The 15,265-nt window shown below is 40.4% G+C and carries 13 protein-coding genes, 7 tRNA genes, 1 rRNA gene and 1 pseudogene (1 of these 22 running past the window's edge); 21 read left to right on the forward strand and 1 reads right to left on the reverse strand.

The window, feature by feature from the left end:
* From NQ550_RS00160 to NQ550_RS00240, 17 genes are all read left to right on the forward strand, one after another.
* Positions 1-773 (forward strand): 23S ribosomal RNA (locus tag NQ550_RS00160); it begins 2,111 nt to the left of the window's first position.
* Positions 774-844: 71 nt separating this feature from the next.
* Positions 845-918: transfer RNA gene (locus tag NQ550_RS00165), tRNA-Asp, on the forward strand.
* 42 nt (positions 919-960) lie between these two features.
* Positions 961-1,033, forward strand: a tRNA-Val gene (locus NQ550_RS00170).
* Positions 1,034-1,038: 5 nt separating this feature from the next.
* Positions 1,039-1,120, forward strand: a tRNA-Tyr gene (locus NQ550_RS00175).
* A gap of 17 nt (positions 1,121-1,137) precedes the next feature.
* Positions 1,138-1,210: transfer RNA gene (locus NQ550_RS00180), tRNA-Thr, on the forward strand.
* Between the two features lie 21 nt (positions 1,211-1,231).
* Positions 1,232-1,305 (forward strand) — tRNA-Met (locus tag NQ550_RS00185).
* A gap of 4 nt (positions 1,306-1,309) precedes the next feature.
* Positions 1,310-1,382 (forward strand) — tRNA-Phe (locus NQ550_RS00190).
* 30 nt (positions 1,383-1,412) lie between these two features.
* Positions 1,413-1,485: transfer RNA gene (locus tag NQ550_RS00195), tRNA-Lys, on the forward strand.
* Positions 1,486-1,706: 221 nt separating this feature from the next.
* Entirely contained in the window at positions 1,707-1,952 is a 246-nt protein-coding gene (locus NQ550_RS00200) for a hypothetical protein (RefSeq protein WP_020993336.1), read from the forward strand.
* Positions 1,953-2,155: 203 nt separating this feature from the next.
* Positions 2,156-2,989, forward strand: a complete 834-nt coding sequence (locus NQ550_RS00205) for a SpoIID/LytB domain-containing protein (RefSeq protein WP_025580989.1) — start codon at positions 2,156-2,158, stop codon at positions 2,987-2,989.
* Positions 2,990-3,050: 61 nt separating this feature from the next.
* Positions 3,051-3,944, forward strand: coding sequence for a M23 family metallopeptidase (locus NQ550_RS00210; protein ID WP_020993335.1), 894 nt, complete (start codon positions 3,051-3,053; stop codon positions 3,942-3,944).
* Positions 3,945-4,201: 257 nt separating this feature from the next.
* Positions 4,202-5,194 carry a LacI family DNA-binding transcriptional regulator gene (locus tag NQ550_RS00215; RefSeq protein ID WP_022379868.1) on the forward strand — a complete coding sequence of 331 codons (993 nt, stop codon included), beginning with the start codon at positions 4,202-4,204 and terminating at the stop codon, positions 5,192-5,194.
* Between the two features lie 421 nt (positions 5,195-5,615).
* Positions 5,616-7,520: a PTS sucrose transporter subunit IIABC gene (locus NQ550_RS00220; RefSeq protein WP_025580988.1), complete on the forward strand. Its 1,905-nt coding sequence runs from the start codon at positions 5,616-5,618 to the stop codon at positions 7,518-7,520.
* Positions 7,517-8,956: a glycoside hydrolase family 32 protein gene (locus NQ550_RS00225; protein WP_025580987.1), complete on the forward strand. Its 1,440-nt coding sequence runs from the start codon at positions 7,517-7,519 to the stop codon at positions 8,954-8,956. The genes NQ550_RS00220 and NQ550_RS00225 overlap by 4 nt, the downstream gene beginning before the upstream one ends.
* 285 nt (positions 8,957-9,241) lie before the next feature.
* Positions 9,242-9,484 (forward strand): GIY-YIG nuclease family protein, encoded by a 243-nt coding sequence (locus tag NQ550_RS00230; protein WP_025580986.1) that lies wholly within the window; start codon positions 9,242-9,244, stop codon positions 9,482-9,484.
* 28 nt (positions 9,485-9,512) lie between these two features.
* Positions 9,513-9,740, forward strand: coding sequence for a hypothetical protein (locus NQ550_RS00235; RefSeq protein WP_025580985.1), 228 nt, complete (start codon positions 9,513-9,515; stop codon positions 9,738-9,740).
* A 12-nt stretch (positions 9,741-9,752) separates the two neighbouring features.
* Complete coding sequence (locus NQ550_RS00240) at positions 9,753-10,484, forward strand: transglutaminase domain-containing protein (protein WP_025580984.1); 732 nt, start codon at positions 9,753-9,755, stop codon at positions 10,482-10,484.
* Between the two features lie 120 nt (positions 10,485-10,604).
* On the opposite strand, the gene trhA is transcribed toward NQ550_RS00240, so the two are convergent.
* A complete protein-coding gene (gene trhA / locus NQ550_RS00245; protein ID WP_020993331.1) occupies positions 10,605-11,267 on the reverse strand; it encodes a PAQR family membrane homeostasis protein TrhA in 663 nt (220 codons plus the stop codon).
* Between the two features lie 249 nt (positions 11,268-11,516).
* Here trhA and NQ550_RS22330 point away from each other — a divergent pair.
* From NQ550_RS22330 to NQ550_RS00265, 4 genes and pseudogenes are all read left to right on the forward strand, one after another.
* A pseudogene (locus NQ550_RS22330) lies at positions 11,517-12,307 on the forward strand (ParA family protein).
* Positions 12,298-12,483: a hypothetical protein gene (locus NQ550_RS00255; protein WP_008707826.1), complete on the forward strand. Its 186-nt coding sequence runs from the start codon at positions 12,298-12,300 to the stop codon at positions 12,481-12,483. The pseudogene NQ550_RS22330 and the gene NQ550_RS00255 overlap by 10 nt, the downstream one beginning before the upstream one ends.
* Before the next feature lie 78 nt (positions 12,484-12,561).
* Positions 12,562-13,569: a LacI family DNA-binding transcriptional regulator gene (locus NQ550_RS00260; protein ID WP_025578973.1), complete on the forward strand. Its 1,008-nt coding sequence runs from the start codon at positions 12,562-12,564 to the stop codon at positions 13,567-13,569.
* Positions 13,570-13,968: 399 nt separating this feature from the next.
* Positions 13,969-15,234, forward strand: a complete 1,266-nt coding sequence (locus NQ550_RS00265) for an extracellular solute-binding protein (RefSeq protein ID WP_025578975.1) — start codon at positions 13,969-13,971, stop codon at positions 15,232-15,234.
* Positions 15,235-15,265: the final 31 nt, after the last annotated feature.

Genomic DNA, 15,265 nt, shown 5'->3' on the forward strand with positions numbered 1-15,265 from the left:
AGGCTAGGAGATGGTAACGCCAGTTGCCATGGAGCCGCTGTTGGGATACCACCCTTGCAGTATTGGGTTTCTAACCAGCCGCCGTGACCCGGCGGTGGGACAATGCCAGACGGGGAGTTTGACTGGGGCGGTCGCCTCCGAAAGGGTATCGGAGGCGCCCAAAGGTTCCCTCAGAATGGACGGAAACCATTCGAAGAGTGCAAAGGCAGAAGGGAGCTTGACTGCGACACCGACGGGTGGAGCAGGTACGAAAGTAGGGCTTAGTGATCCGGTGGTATTAAGTGGGAATGCCATCGCTCAACGGATAAAAGCTACCCTGGGGATAACAGGCTTATCACTCCCAAGAGTTCACATCGACGGAGTGGTTTGGCACCTCGATGTCGGCTCATCGCATCCTGGGGCTGTAGTAGGTCCCAAGGGTTGGGCTGTTCGCCCATTAAAGCGGTACGCGAGCTGGGTTCAGAACGTCGTGAGACAGTTCGGTCCCTATCCGGCGTGGGCGTAGGATATCTGAGAGGAGCTGTCCTTAGTACGAGAGGACCGGGATGGACGGGCCGCTGGTGCATCGGTTAGACTGCCAAGTCTACGGCCGAGTAGCCAAGCCCGGAAGGGATAAACGCTGAAGGCATCTAAGCGTGAAGCCCCCCTTAAGATGAGATATCCCATTCGTTAAGAAGTAAACCCCCTTGAAGACGACGAGGTAGATAGGGCAGAGGTGGAAGTGCAGCAATGCATGGAGCTGACTGTTACTAATCGGGTGAGGGCTTGACCAAGAATCGCAGGAAGAATGAATCTCAAGGAAATGTCAACATGTATGTAGTTTTGAAGGTGCAAACCTTTAAATGGCCCAGTGGCTCAGTTGGTTAGAGCGTCGCCCTGTCACGGCGAAGGTCGAGAGTTCGAGTCTCTTCTGGGTCGTTAGCAATGAGCTGACGAGTTTGGTAAATTGCATATGGATATGGAATCTTAGCTCAGCTGGGAGAGCATCTGCCTTACAAGCAGAGGGTCATAGGTTCGAGCCCTATAGGTTCCATACTTGGATGGATTCCCGAGTGGCCAAAGGGGGCAGACTGTAAATCTGTTAGCAACGCTTTCGAAGGTTCGAATCCTTCTCCATCCACTTAGCTTAACAGCTAAGCCGATGTGGCTCAATTGGCAGAGCAGCTGATTTGTAATCAGCAGGTTATCGGTTCGAGTCCGATCATCGGCTTTTGATTTTAAAAATTAATATCGCGGGGTGGAGCAGTCTGGAAGCTCGTCGGGCTCATAACCCGAAGGTCATAGGTTCAAATCCTGTCCCCGCTATTTTGCCCAGATAGCTCAGTTGGTAGAGCAGAGGACTGAAAATCCTCGTGTCGCTGGTTCGATTCCGGCTCTGGGCATTCACTTTGAAAGTGATAATTAAATAATATGGAGCATTAGCTCAGTCGGTAGAGCACTTGACTTTTAATCAAGTTGTCCGGGGTTCGAATCCCCGATGCTTCACTTTAAAACTTCTGTGAGAATATCACAGAAGTTTTTTTGTGTTTTTTTAACCCTAACATCATTTTATGGAATTACTATAGAGAAATAAAAAAGTTCTAAAGTTTTATGCTTTTTCATATATTATTAGTACCTGATACCATTAACCGTAGGAAGTGCGCAGTCTTAACGGTGGACAGGCTGTTTGAAGTCAGTAGATGTAATGCAGAACAGGAGGAGTTTTTATGAAGAGTCCTTTAAAGAATCTGAAAAAATATTTTCAGTTAATCATGACTGCTCTTATTTGCTTTGTAATGGGAGTCATTGAAGACAAGAAAAGAATCTGCATAAAAGATACAGATTCTAAAAAAGACAGAACTGTTTTGCGTCCGGATGATAAAAAGAACAACAGAAAAAATAAAATCATTTACTGGAATGAACCACGAATCCAGAATAGAATAAATAGGGCTGTATATTTTAATACGGGGTAATGAAGCCCCGTATGCAGAAACTATCGCAGTCCTCTCAATTAATGAATTTGAGACAGTTCAGCAGGATTTTATGTTCTGATGAGCAGGATCAATATGCATTATTTACGAGAATTGCTATATAACAGAAGTGTTATAAATAATATACATACAGATAAATATATATGTATATACTAAAAAGAAGAAGTTTATAATGATGGTCTGATATGAGAAAGTCTTTTTTCCCTGGAACAACGGGAATCTTTGCTCTGTTTTTTGTTCCCTATATAGTTACAATTATTTTTAATGGTGCCAACACTACATTGATCAATAAAAAATTTAATGTGGAAATGCTTCTGCCGGTGATCGTTTCATCGCAGATTGAAGACAAATATGAACTTGAGACTATAAAAGCACAAACAATCATAGCAAGATCAAATTTTTACCGGACAATGAAAGAGGAGAAAAATCTGGCAATAACTTTATGTCAGATAAAGGAAGAGATGGAGGGGAAATCCCTGGCTTGTGTAATTTTACAGAATAAGTACGAAAAAGCAGTAACAGAAACAGAAGGAAAAGTCATTGTATGGAATAAAGAATTAAAGTTAGTTCCCTATCATGAATTAAGTGCAGGACAGACAAGAGATGGAATGGAAGTTTTCCACAACGAAGATGATTCGTATCTCAGATCCGTACACAGTCTTGTGGATAAAAATGCAAAAGATTATTTGAATAGTGTATACATAAATAAAAATATCCTTCCGGAAAGAATTGAAATAAAATCCAGGGACAGTGCCGGTTATGTTACAGAAATTCTGGCTGACGGGAAAGTGTTGGAAGGCGAGGCATTCAGAAAAGGAATGGGACTCACGTCCTCAAATTTTACAATTCAGAAGTCTGGAAAGGAAGTACGATTTTTATGTAGAGGAAAAGGTCATGGATTAGGATTCTCACAATATGGAGGGAATGAGATGGCAAAGGAGTCTGCGAATGCAAAAGAGATCTTACAATATTATTTTCCTGAGATGGATGTGCTGAACATAAAATCTGTAAATTGCTGAATAGATACGAATATTCTGGACACCCTATAGATATGAAGATGAAAACAGAGGTGAAAGGAATATGATGAATAACAAAGTGACAAGAATCATTGCCAATTCCGTTGGACTGGCCGCTGTAGCAGCATTGGGAATTACAGTTTATCAGTTAGGTACCTCCCCGGTCAAAGAGAAAACTCCTGAAGAAAAAACAGAAAATGTCGGTGAAAGTACACAGGATACGGAAGAACAATTGAGTGAAGATGCAGGAACGAATCATGTGGAGTCAGAAAATCAGTGGATATCCGATGACGGGGAAGATTTGGATGATACAAAGGTTACATTCCAAAAACAAGGAATGTATGGGGAAACAGCTCAGAATACTGTGGATAATAATGAATCAGATAATACTGCAGATGTGGATAAGACTGACAATGCTGTAAATTCTCAGCAAGCAGAAGAATCATCAGTAAATGCAAATATGAAATCCCAGACGATATCAGAAGATCAGGCAGATGAAGCAACAGATGTTTCGGCATCGGCCCTGAATCTTGCGACAGTAAATTTTTCGGAAGATACATTAATGGAGTGGCCGGTGAATGGAAATGTTCTCCTTGATTACAGTATGGATCAGACTACTTATTTTCCGACGCTTGATCAGTATAAATTGAGTCCGGCTATTGCTGTCGGTGCAGTAGAGGGAGCACCTGTGGTAGCTGCTGTTAATGGCAAGGTTTATTCTATAGAGCAGAATGCGCAGACGGGTACTACACTGACAATGGAACTTGGAAATGGATATCAGGCTGTTTATGGACAGCTTACAGATCTGACAGTGTCAGAAGGAGATACAATTAAAAAGGGAACGACGATAGGATATATTGCACAGCCTACAAAATATTACAGCACAGAAGGAACCAATCTTTATTTTGCAATGAAAAAGGATGGAGAACCAATAGATCCGATTGAATATCTTCCATAATGAAATAGAAGAAAAAAACAGGGCTGCCGTAGATCGGCAGCCCTTAATTTGGTATAGGGCCGAGACAGTAACGTATAAACAGTACTTTGATATTTGCAACAGAAATGATATGTGTAGTATAATACAAAATATGTAGTGATTCAGCAGTTAACAATTCGTGGATATCAGGTTAGGGGCACACTAGCATCATAAAATACTGCTGGTTATAAAAATACTTTTGGAAATTATACAGACAGCATGAAAGAGGAGCTTTTTATATGAATATTAATGAGATTGCCAAACTGGCAGGGGTCTCCAGAGCTACCGTATCCAGGTATCTGAACAATGGTTATGTCAGTGAGGAAAAGAAAAAAAATATCAGCAGAGTTATTGAAGAAACCGGGTATCAGCCTTCTTCACAGGCGCAGAGGCTGCGTACTAAGAAGACAAAACTGGTCGGAGTAATTCTGCCAAAGATAGATTCCAATACGATCAGCCGGGAAGTTGCCGGAATCAGTGACATACTTACCAAAAAAGGATATCAGCTGATACTGGCAAATACAAATAACAGTGTTGAAGAAGAATTGAAATATCTTTCACTGTTTAGGGATAATCAGGTCGATGGTGTTATTTTTATTGCCACCATATTGACAAAACAGCACAGGGAAATGATGAAGGGATTTAAAGTTCCGATTGTTTTACTTGGACAACAGCTGGATGGTTATCCATGTATTTTTCAGGACGATTATAAGGCTGCTGTAAATCTTACTGAACAGATGGTGAAGACAGGAAAGAAGTTTGGATATATTACAGTTACGGATAAAGATGAGGCAGTTGGCAGGCAGCGAAAATCAGGTGTGGAGAAGGTTCTTGGAGAAAATCAGATCACATTGGAAAGTGGATGTGTAAAATGCGGAAATTTCACATTAGAGTCAGGATATGAGAAAGCGAAAGAACTTTTTACGGAGCATCCCGATGTAGATACATTGATCTGTGCAACAGATACCATGGCAGTTGGAGCGGCAAATTGGCTGAAGGAGAACGGATATCAGATTCCTCAACAGGTTCAGATTGCCGGAATGGGAGACAGTTTTCTGGGAAAGATCATAGAACCAAAGCTAACTACTGTACATTTTTTTTATAAGACAAGTGGAATGGAATCAGCAAAAGTGCTGGTAGATTTGATAGAATCTAAGGAAACATCATCTGTACATAAAGAAATAAAAATGGGATGTAAGGTGGTACTCAGAGAGTCTCACCGAAATATATGACTGAACATGAAAAAGGAACTCTGAGGCAATCATCAGAGTTCTTTTTTTCTGAATAATTGGATTTACATATATATTAAAGGGAGTGTTTTGGAAATAATATATAAAAAATGGATATAATATTTGTGATATGTTACATATTTACAAATAAAAAACGCCCAGATATAATAGCATATATGAGAACGATTCCATAAAAGTACATACAATCCATAGGAAATACATATTGGTGATCAGATAAGAAATATCGTGAGAGTGCAAGACATCTGCTGAGTTATAATCAGATATCAGAGTAAATTTGGAATGGTATAAGATGATATTAAGGTTAAAAGGTATTTTTATAAGATTAACAAGTGAAATTTGTTCAATATGTGAGAACTTCAAAGTGTACATTTATATGAGAACGATTCCATAAAAGGAGGATATTATGGATTACAGAAAAACAGCACAGGAGATATATGACCATATCGGTAAAAAAGAAAATATTATTTCCGCAGCTCATTGTGCCACACGTCTTCGCCTGGTTATCAGTGATAATTCAAAGGCTGATAAGGAATATGTTGAGAACATTGAAGGTGTAAAAGGTGTTTTCTTTGCGCAGGGACAGATGCAGATCATTCTGGGAACAGGTGTAGTTAATAAAGTATATGATGAGTTCATCCGGATTGCAGGAGTTTCTGAGAGCAGTAAAGAAGAGCTGAAAAAAGTTGCGGCTTCCAGGGCAAATCCGGTACAGAGACTGATCAAGACACTTGGAGATATTTTTGTGCCGATTATTCCTGCAATTGTTGCAAGCGGTTTCCTGATGGGAATTATGGAAGCACTGAACTTCATGGTAAACAATGGATTTTTGAATATTGATACCAGCGGTTCTATTTATACATTTGCACAGCTTTTCAGTAATACGGCATATACGTTCCTGCCAATCCTCATCGCATACAGCGGTGCTAAAGTGTTTGGTGCAAACCCGTATCTGGGTGCAGTTATCGGTATGATCATGATTCATCCGAATCTCCAGAATGCATGGACAGTTGCCACAGAAGGTGTTAAAGCAACTCAGAAAGTATGGTTTGGACTTTACTCTATTGATATGGTCGGATATCAGGGGCATGTAATTCCGGTTATCATTGCAGTATGGGTACTGGCTCAGATTGAGAAGAGACTTCACAAAGTAGTGCCGGCAATGTTTGATCTGTTTGTTACTCCGCTTGTAAGTGTCTTTGTAACAGGATATCTGACATTATCCATTATCGGACCTATCTTTGTCACTGTTGAGAACGGACTTCTGAATGGGATTCAGTGGCTGATCGCATTGCCATTTGGTATCGGAAGTTTTATTATGGGTGCGTTTTATGCACCGACGGTGGTTGCCGGTGTTCACCATATGTACACGATCATTGATCTTGGACAGTTGTCTAAATTTGGAGTTACTTACTGGCTGCCTCTTGCTTCTGCAGCGAATATTGCACAGGGTGGAGCCACTCTTGCAGTAGCACTTAAGACAAAGGATCAGAAGATTAAATCAATGGCAGTTCCGTCTGCATTAAGTGCCTGTATGGGAATTACTGAACCTGCGATCTTTGGTGTTAACCTTCGCTTTGGAAAACCATTTGTGATGGGATGTATTGGTGGTGCATTTGGTGCACTGTTTGCATCTGTTACAGGACTGGGGGCTACGGGAACTGGCGTAACCGGTATCTTTGGAATTCTTCTTTGTCTGAATAATCCGGTTTCTTATATTCTTATGTTTGTGATTGCATTTGGTGCTGCCTTTGTACTTACCTGGTTGTTTGGATATAAGGACACTAATGTTTCTGAAAAGACAGAAAGTGTTGAAGCTGTGGGAGATAAATCAACAACAGAAAAAAGCAATGCAGATGATTCTGTGCTTTATAGTGTATCAGAAGGAACTGCGATTTTGCTTTCCCAGGTAAATGACGCTACATTTGCTTCGGAAGTACTTGGAAAAGGAATTGCCGTAATTCCATCGAAGGGTGAAGTTGTTGCTCCATGTGATGCTGTGGTTGAGACTGTTTTTGATACAAAGCATGCAGTTGGTTTAAGTACGGAAAGTGGTATGGAGCTTCTGATCCATATCGGGATCAATACAGTGGAATTGAATGGAAAATATTTTACATCTCATGTAAAGAATGGAGATCACGTAAAGAAAGGCCAGCTTCTGGTTTCCTTTGATATGGAGAAAGTTAAGGCAGCAGGATACGATGTGACGACGCCTCTTATTGTAACGAATTCGGATGATTATAAAGATGTGAAAATTCTGTCGGAAGATTCGGTAACACCATCAGATAAAGTATTGGAGATTGTGAAATGAGTACGCTAACTAAAGTTCTTGAAAGAAATATAAAAGTAATTGAAAAGAACGCAGATCTGACAGAAGGAAGATTCCGGCTTGGACATCATCTGATGCCGCCGGTCGGATGGCTCAATGATCCGAATGGACTATGCTGGTATAAAGGCAGATATCATGTGTTTTTTCAATACGCTCCCTTTGATGTGGAAGGCGGACTGAAATTCTGGGGACATTATACAAGCGAAGATCTGGTAGACTGGAAATACGAAGGGACAGCTCTTTATCCGGATTCTCCTTATGACTGTCATGGTGTCTATTCCGGATCTGCATTGGCAGAGAGTGAAAAACTTCATTTGTTTTTCACCGGGAATGTAAAGATTGACGGTGATTATGATTATATTAATGAAGGACGTGAGACCAGTACGCTTCATGTAGAAAGTGAGGACGGAATTCATTTCGGAGATAAAGAAGAGATAATTTCTTTTGAAAAATATCCGGAAGAGTTTACCTGTCATATCAGAGACCCGAAAGTCTGGAAAGAAAACGACAGGTATTTTATGGTTCTTGGTGGACGTCTTAAGGGAGATAAAGGTGCAGTTCTGGTTTATGAATCAGAAAATCTGAAAGAATGGAAATTTAAACATATAATAACCACACCGGAAGCTTTTGGCTATATGTGGGAATGCCCGGACTATTTCGAACTGGACGGGAAGAAATTTCTGTCTGTATCACCACAGGGCTTGAAGAGGGAAGAATTTCGTTTTCAGAATATCTATCAGTCAGGCTATTTTCCGGTAAAAGAGGATGGCTCTGTAGATGAAAGAGACTTTCGTGAGTGGGATATGGGATTTGACTTTTATGCTCCACAGACCTTTACAGATAACAGCGGAAGGCGACTTCTGATAGGATGGATGGGAATGCCGGATGCAGAGGAGGAATATACCAATAAAACCATTGATGAAGGCTGGCAGCATTGTCTTACCGTACCGCGGGAACTGAGGGTAAAGGATGGAAAAATATTCCAGTATCCGGCAAAAGAACTGGAGAGACTCCGAAAAGAGAAAACAATTCTTGATGATGAAAAATCAATTGTTGAGGTTCGTGTAGAAGTAAATGAAGGTTTTGATCTGTTAATTGAAGATATTGCAGTGACAGACAGAAGTTTTCAGATCAGTATGGGCGGACAGATGCTCTTTAAATATGAAAATGAAATTGCGGAGATTGGATTTTCTGAAATTGCGGGTGCAGGAAGAAATAAGCGGAAAGCGAAAGTCAGTGAACTGAACAATATCCGGATTCTTGCAGATACTTCTGCAGTGGAACTTTATCTGAATGATGGAGAGATTGTATTCTCAACCAGATATTATCCGGATCGTGAAGATCTGCAGCTAAAGGTAAAAGGCGGAAAATTCAGGGGAAATCTCTGGAATCTTCGAAAAATGATATTCACAAAATAAGAAAATAAACGTATAATAAAGCAGGTGGGAAAGAAAATCCGCAGTCGGTTTCCCTGCCTGCTTTTTTGACATATTGGTATTTCTGGTGCTGAGAGATCTGGCTGTCAGAAAGAATATGTGTCCGGATGATATACGTGTTTTAAACCGACTGTTTATTATAGAAACAGGGACGACCGCAAAAGATAGCAGTTGTCCTTTACATAAATTATAAAAAATTTCAAATAATGCAATTCCAGACAATAAGACAGTTGCTTGATTATAATATATGACTGTCGGGTGATTATGATGAATTATACTTACATTGTTAAATGTGCAGATGGGACTCTTTATACAGGGTGGACAAACTGTCTACAAAAACGTATGAAAGCACACAACGAGGGAAAGAACGGCGCGAAATATACAAGGACCAAAAGACCGGTTACACTTGTATATTATGAAGGATTTTCAACAAAAGAAGAAGCGATGAGACGTGAATATGAGATTAAACAATTTACCAGAAATAAAAAACTGGAGTTGCTGAGCTTCTGAACCCGTCAGATAAGGAGAATAAGAGAAAATGAAAAAGATGACAAAATGGCTTGCAGTATGTGCAGTATGTGTGATGGGCAGTGTCCCGGCCATGGCAGCAGAAGTACCGGATGTTACTGTAACACCGATCCCGATTGAAACACCGGCTCCGGATGTAACACCAATCGAGACACCTGCACCAACACCCATACCGGAGGTGAAAAATGGCTGGTATGAGTATGGAACAAAAAATAAGAAATATTTTAAAGATGGATAGTATCTTACAGGAATGCGTAAAATCCATGGTGGAGTTTATTATTTCAGTCCCAAAGGATTTATGAAAACCGGATGGATCAAATACAATAACAAGAAATATTATTTTGGTTCCAATGGAATACGTTACAGTGGCGTTAAGAAAATCAGCGGAAAATATTACTATTTCAGTGACAAGGGTGTTCTGAGAACGAAAACAGTTAAAGTTGGAAATACAATTTATTATTGTACAGAAAAGGGAATTCTGGAAGCCTGGAAAAAAGGAAATACGATTTATTATCCAAATGGAAAGAAAATGAATTCCACCAAAGCGTATGAGTATGAGACTTTGCAGAGAGCAAAGGATGTTGTCAGCAAGATCACAAAACCGAGTATGTCAAAAAGTGAGAAATTTGAAACCTGTTTCAGATGGGTAATGTATCAGCATTATTACGATACCAGAAGAATATTTTATAATCAGACTGCATGGCCTGCGTTATATGCAAACGATTATCTGATACTGAGCGGAAAAGGCGGGGACTGTTTCTCAGATGCCTGTTCGTTTGCCTATCTTGCAAAGGCTCTTGGATATAAGAATGTTTATGTCTGCGTAGATACAACGGCAACTGACGGAAGCGGTCATTGCTGGGCTGAAATCGGAGGCAGAGTATATGATCCGCTGTTCGCAGAGGCGAAGAGCTATTATGGATATTTTGGCGTGGGATATGGATCCTATGGATTGTATCCGGAAAGAAGAGTAGCTGTGTAATATAAAAGCTTTCCTGCAGGGATTATGCTGCAGCAGAGAAAATTGTATTGTTAAGGGGTTGTAGCACCGGAAAAAATCCGGTGCTGCAACCCCTTGTTTTGTTTATTGGCAAATTGACGGTTATACAGGTAGTGGAGCAACAAAAAAGTACATGACAATGAAATGGCAGGCACTTCCAAGCATAACGAAGATGTGAAAGATCTCATGGGAACCAAAATTCTTATGTCTGGAATTAAAAAGCGGAACTTTTAATGCATAGATCACACCACCGATGGTATAAATGATTCCGCCTGCAAGAAGCCAGTCAAATCCTGCACGTGGGAGTGCATGGAAGATTGGAACAAATGCTAGTACACACAGCCAACCCATGGCGATATACAGTACAGAGGACAACCATTTGGGACAGGTAATCCAACAGCCCTTTAAGATAATGCCGAGGACTGCAATACTCCATACCAGCGCGCACAGAATATATCCAATGCGGTTATGAAGAACAATCAGGCATACAGGAGTATAGCTTCCGGCGATCATCACAAAAATCATCATGTGATCCATTTTTCGCAGCCGTCGATTGACCTTCTCTGTAGAATCTACAGAATGGTAAATGGTACTGGCTGCATAGAGCAGAACCATGGTAAGGATAAAAATACTTAAAGCAACAATATGGAGCACATCATAAGAACGCGCTGCCTTGATAATAAGAGGAACTGCTCCGACTGCAGCGAGAAGAAGGGCAATACCATGAGTGATTGCACTTCCGGGATCTTTTAATTTAAATTTCATAAAAACGCCTCCATTCATTCAGATAAATACAATGAAAACAATATAACATAGTTTTAAAAACTATATATCAAGTATATAAATACTATAACACAAAAAAACAAAAAATCAAGGGCTTATTTTGGAAATCAAAGAAATGTTTGTCCGGCAATGCAAATGAGTTACAGGGTTGCGAAGATGAGGAAAACAGTTGAATCTATATGATAAATCTCCTATAATACAAGTAAAGTAAGTGGTAAAGGAGACAGTTCCATGGGAAAAACCATAACGATATGTTTTACAAATAATAAGGGTGGAAGTGGAAAAACCACAACCTGTTCAAACCTTGGAGCGGCGATGGCTCAGGCAGGGAAAAAGGTTCTTCTGATCGATGGAGATATGCAGTTAAATCTTTCTCTTGCCTTTTTTCCGGAGCACTGGGTGCTGGAGCAGGCGAAAGGAGAGAAGAATCTGTATTGCGCAATCGGAAAACAGGAAGAGCTCAGCGGTTATGTGGTACATACTCCCTACGAAAATCTGGATCTGATACCATCATCTACATTGATGAGTTCTATAGAATATGAACTTTTTACAAAATGGCAGAGAGAATTTATCCTGCGAAAATGCATTCAGAAGATAAAGGATGCAGGAAATTATGACTATATTCTGATTGATGCACCTCCTACGCTGGGGGGGGGTGGGTGATGAATATCCTTTGTGCATCAGACCGGGTAATTATTCCTGTTGAGGCAAGTCCATGGGGAATGTTCGGACTTGCGAATATGTTTGAATTTCTTAATGAAGTAAAGCAGATTACTCCGGAACTGGAAGTTGCCGGAATTGCAGTGACAAAGGTAGATACAAGAAAGAGTTATTATAAACAGACAATGGAAACACTGCATGAACTTGAGGATATTCATGTATTTGAGCAGATCATCAGAGTGGACAGCTCTGTAGAATGGTCACAGGATAACAGTATTCCGGTTGTGGAATATAAAAAATCAAGCAGAAGTGCCAGGGAATATACGAGATTGGCAGAGGAGGTCATGGAATTATGTCAGTAGGCAGGGAGAGTATTCGGCGTGCAGCAAATGCAGGTGCCGGGAAAACCGTAAAGAAGCCCGTTGTATCCACAAAAGAGGCAGAGAAACCGGAAACAATATCTGTTACAGAAGAAAAGAAAAAAACAGCAAAAGGTTCTGTTCATATTAATGAGGAACTGCCGGTATATCTTCTTTAAAAGTTACTTGTAAGTGCTTGAGTATTTTGTTATTTTATAGAATATAATCAAGTGGTTGCGCAAAAAGTGGGGTATTTTATGGAAACAGAAGAAAAGAAGATATATACAATAGAAGATATCGCCCGGGAGCTTGGGGTAAGTAAGACTACGGTATCACGTGCTATTTCAGGAAAGGGAAGAATCAGTCAGGCTACAAGAGACAGAGTACGGGCATTTATAAAAGAACATGATTACAGACCCAATGTTGTGGCAAAGGGGTTGGCACAGCGTAAAACTTATAATATTGCACTGCTGATGCCGAAGGATTATGTTGCCACAGAGTTTCTTTTTTTTAAAGACTGTATGAATGGAATCTGTGAGATGGCTTCCTCCTATGATTATGATATTATTATTTCTATGATTGATGGAGCAGATGTATCGCAGATACAGAGACTGGAGGCAAATCGAAAAGTTGACGGGATCATTGTAAGCAGAGCAGTGGTAAGTTCCAAGGTACAGAAATATCTGAAGAACTGTAAGGAACCATATATATTGATCGGCCCGTCTTCAGATCCGGAAGTTCCGTTTGTAGATAACAAGAACCAGGAAGCCGGAAAAGAACTGACAAGTATTATGTTGATGAAAGGTTTTCGGAATCTGGCACTTCTGGGTGGAAATCAGTCCTACAATGTTACCGGAAGCAGATATCAGGGTTTTCTGGAAGCACATGAGGAAATGGGAGTTTCTGTTAACGAAAATCTGATCTTCATGGATACGGATAATCAGGCAGCAGTATCTGATGCTGTGAAGAGACTGCTTGAAGAAGGCGCGGATGGTATTGTCTGCATGGATGATGTGATCTGCAGCATGTGTCTGAGCAGTCTGAGGGAAAAGAAAATATCGGTTCCTGCAGAAATAAAAATAGCCAGTATGTATGACAGTAAGAATCTGGAATATAATAATCCACCGATTACCAGTATACGCTTTGATACGGTAAGACTGGGAAAGATGGCATGTGCGAAATTACTGAACATCCTCGGGGAGAAGCCACTGGAGGATACAGTGCCTCTGAACTACCAGGTAGTGTTGCGGGAGTCGACACAGTAGTATATGGAGGTAAAATCCGATCAGATTATAGAAATTGAAAATGAATGGCAGGATTAGAAAGTTCTCTGTATTTATTGTAAGGATCAATAAGCAGAGAACTTTTTGTGTATAAAAAAATCGGTTGAAATTCTCTGGACAATCTGATTTTATCAAAATGAAAACGGTTGCACAAATCAAGTATATCATTGTATGAAAAAACGAAAAAATCAAACTGAATTGTGCAATATGACAAAAAAAGAGTTTTGAAATTAGATAATAATGGCTAATTGACTTTATAAATATAAAGGAATATACTAAAAATATGAACAAACGGTTGCGCAAACAAAACTGAGGGCGTTTATTACGCAAATCGGATGCGGGCTGTTTAGGCATAACCATCAAAAACAGGAGGAAGAGAAAATGAGAAAAAATGTAAAAAAGGTGATTGCACCGTTACTGGCAGCAGCTATGGCACTTTCCTGCACAGTATGTGTAAGTGCAGCAGAGGATGAGACAATTAAACTGACTGTATGGGGAGCTGAAGAAGACCAGAATTTATTAAAAGAACTGACAGATAAATTCCAGGAGAAGTATGCAGATCAGAAATTTGATATTCAGATTGGCGTAGAATCTGAGTCTACTGCAAAAGATACTATTCTGACAGACGTAGAGGCTGGTGCAGATGTATATGCATTCGCAGATGATCAGCTTCCGGATCTTGTAAAAGCAGGAGCACTTCTGAAACTTGATGATTATGCAGAAGCACTTCAGCTTGCAGATACAACACTTGATGATGTAAAAGCTGCAAACGTTGAAGGCGCTATTGATGCAGCAACAATTGATGGCAGTCTGTATGCATTTCCAAGAGCAGCTGACAACGGATATTTTCTTTACTATGATTCATCTGTAATTTCCGAGGAAGATGCAGCAAGCTGGGACAGCCTTCTTGAAGCAGCTGATAAGGCCGGAAAGAAAGTTGGTATGACACTTGCTTCCGGATGGTACAATGCTTCTTTCTTCTATGGAGCAGGATTTACAACAGGACTTAATGATGACGGAACAACAACTATGGACTGGAACGGAACAAGTGCTGATGGATATACAGGTGTTGATGTAGTAAAAGGAATGCTTGATATTACATCTAATCCGGCATTTATGGCAGTTGCTGATGGTGATATGTCTAATCAGCTTGCATCCGGTAATCTGGCAGCATGCGTTTCCGGTACATGGGATGCAATCACAGCAAAGGAGATATTTGGTGACGGATATGCAGCAACAAAGCTTCCTACATTCACAGTTGGTGACAAACAGGTTCAGCAGGGATCTGTTGCCGGTTACAAATATGTTGGTGTAAACGGCTATTCTGAGAATTCCGGATGGGCAGTTCTTCTTGCTGAGTACCTTACAAACGAAGAATCCCAGCAGATGTTCTTTGATCAGAGAGAAAGTGGTCCTTCAAACAAGAATGTAGCAGCATCTGATTCTGTTCAGGAAAATGTAGCACTTGCAGCACTTGCAGCTCAGTCTGAATATGCACAGGCTCAGAAGGTTGGCGGAAAATATTGGGATCCTGCAAAGACATTCGGAGAACTGATTGCACAGGGAACATTATCTGCAGATGATGATAATGCAATCCAGGAAGCACTTGATAATCTGGTAGAGGGTGCTGCTGCTTCTGTAGAATAATTGTAAAATAAAAAAATTATATAACAGATTT

Origin of the sequence: Blautia wexlerae DSM 19850 (assembly GCF_025148125.1) — a bacterium.
GTDB classification, from domain to species: Bacteria; Bacillota; Clostridia; order Lachnospirales; family Lachnospiraceae; genus Blautia_A; species Blautia_A wexlerae.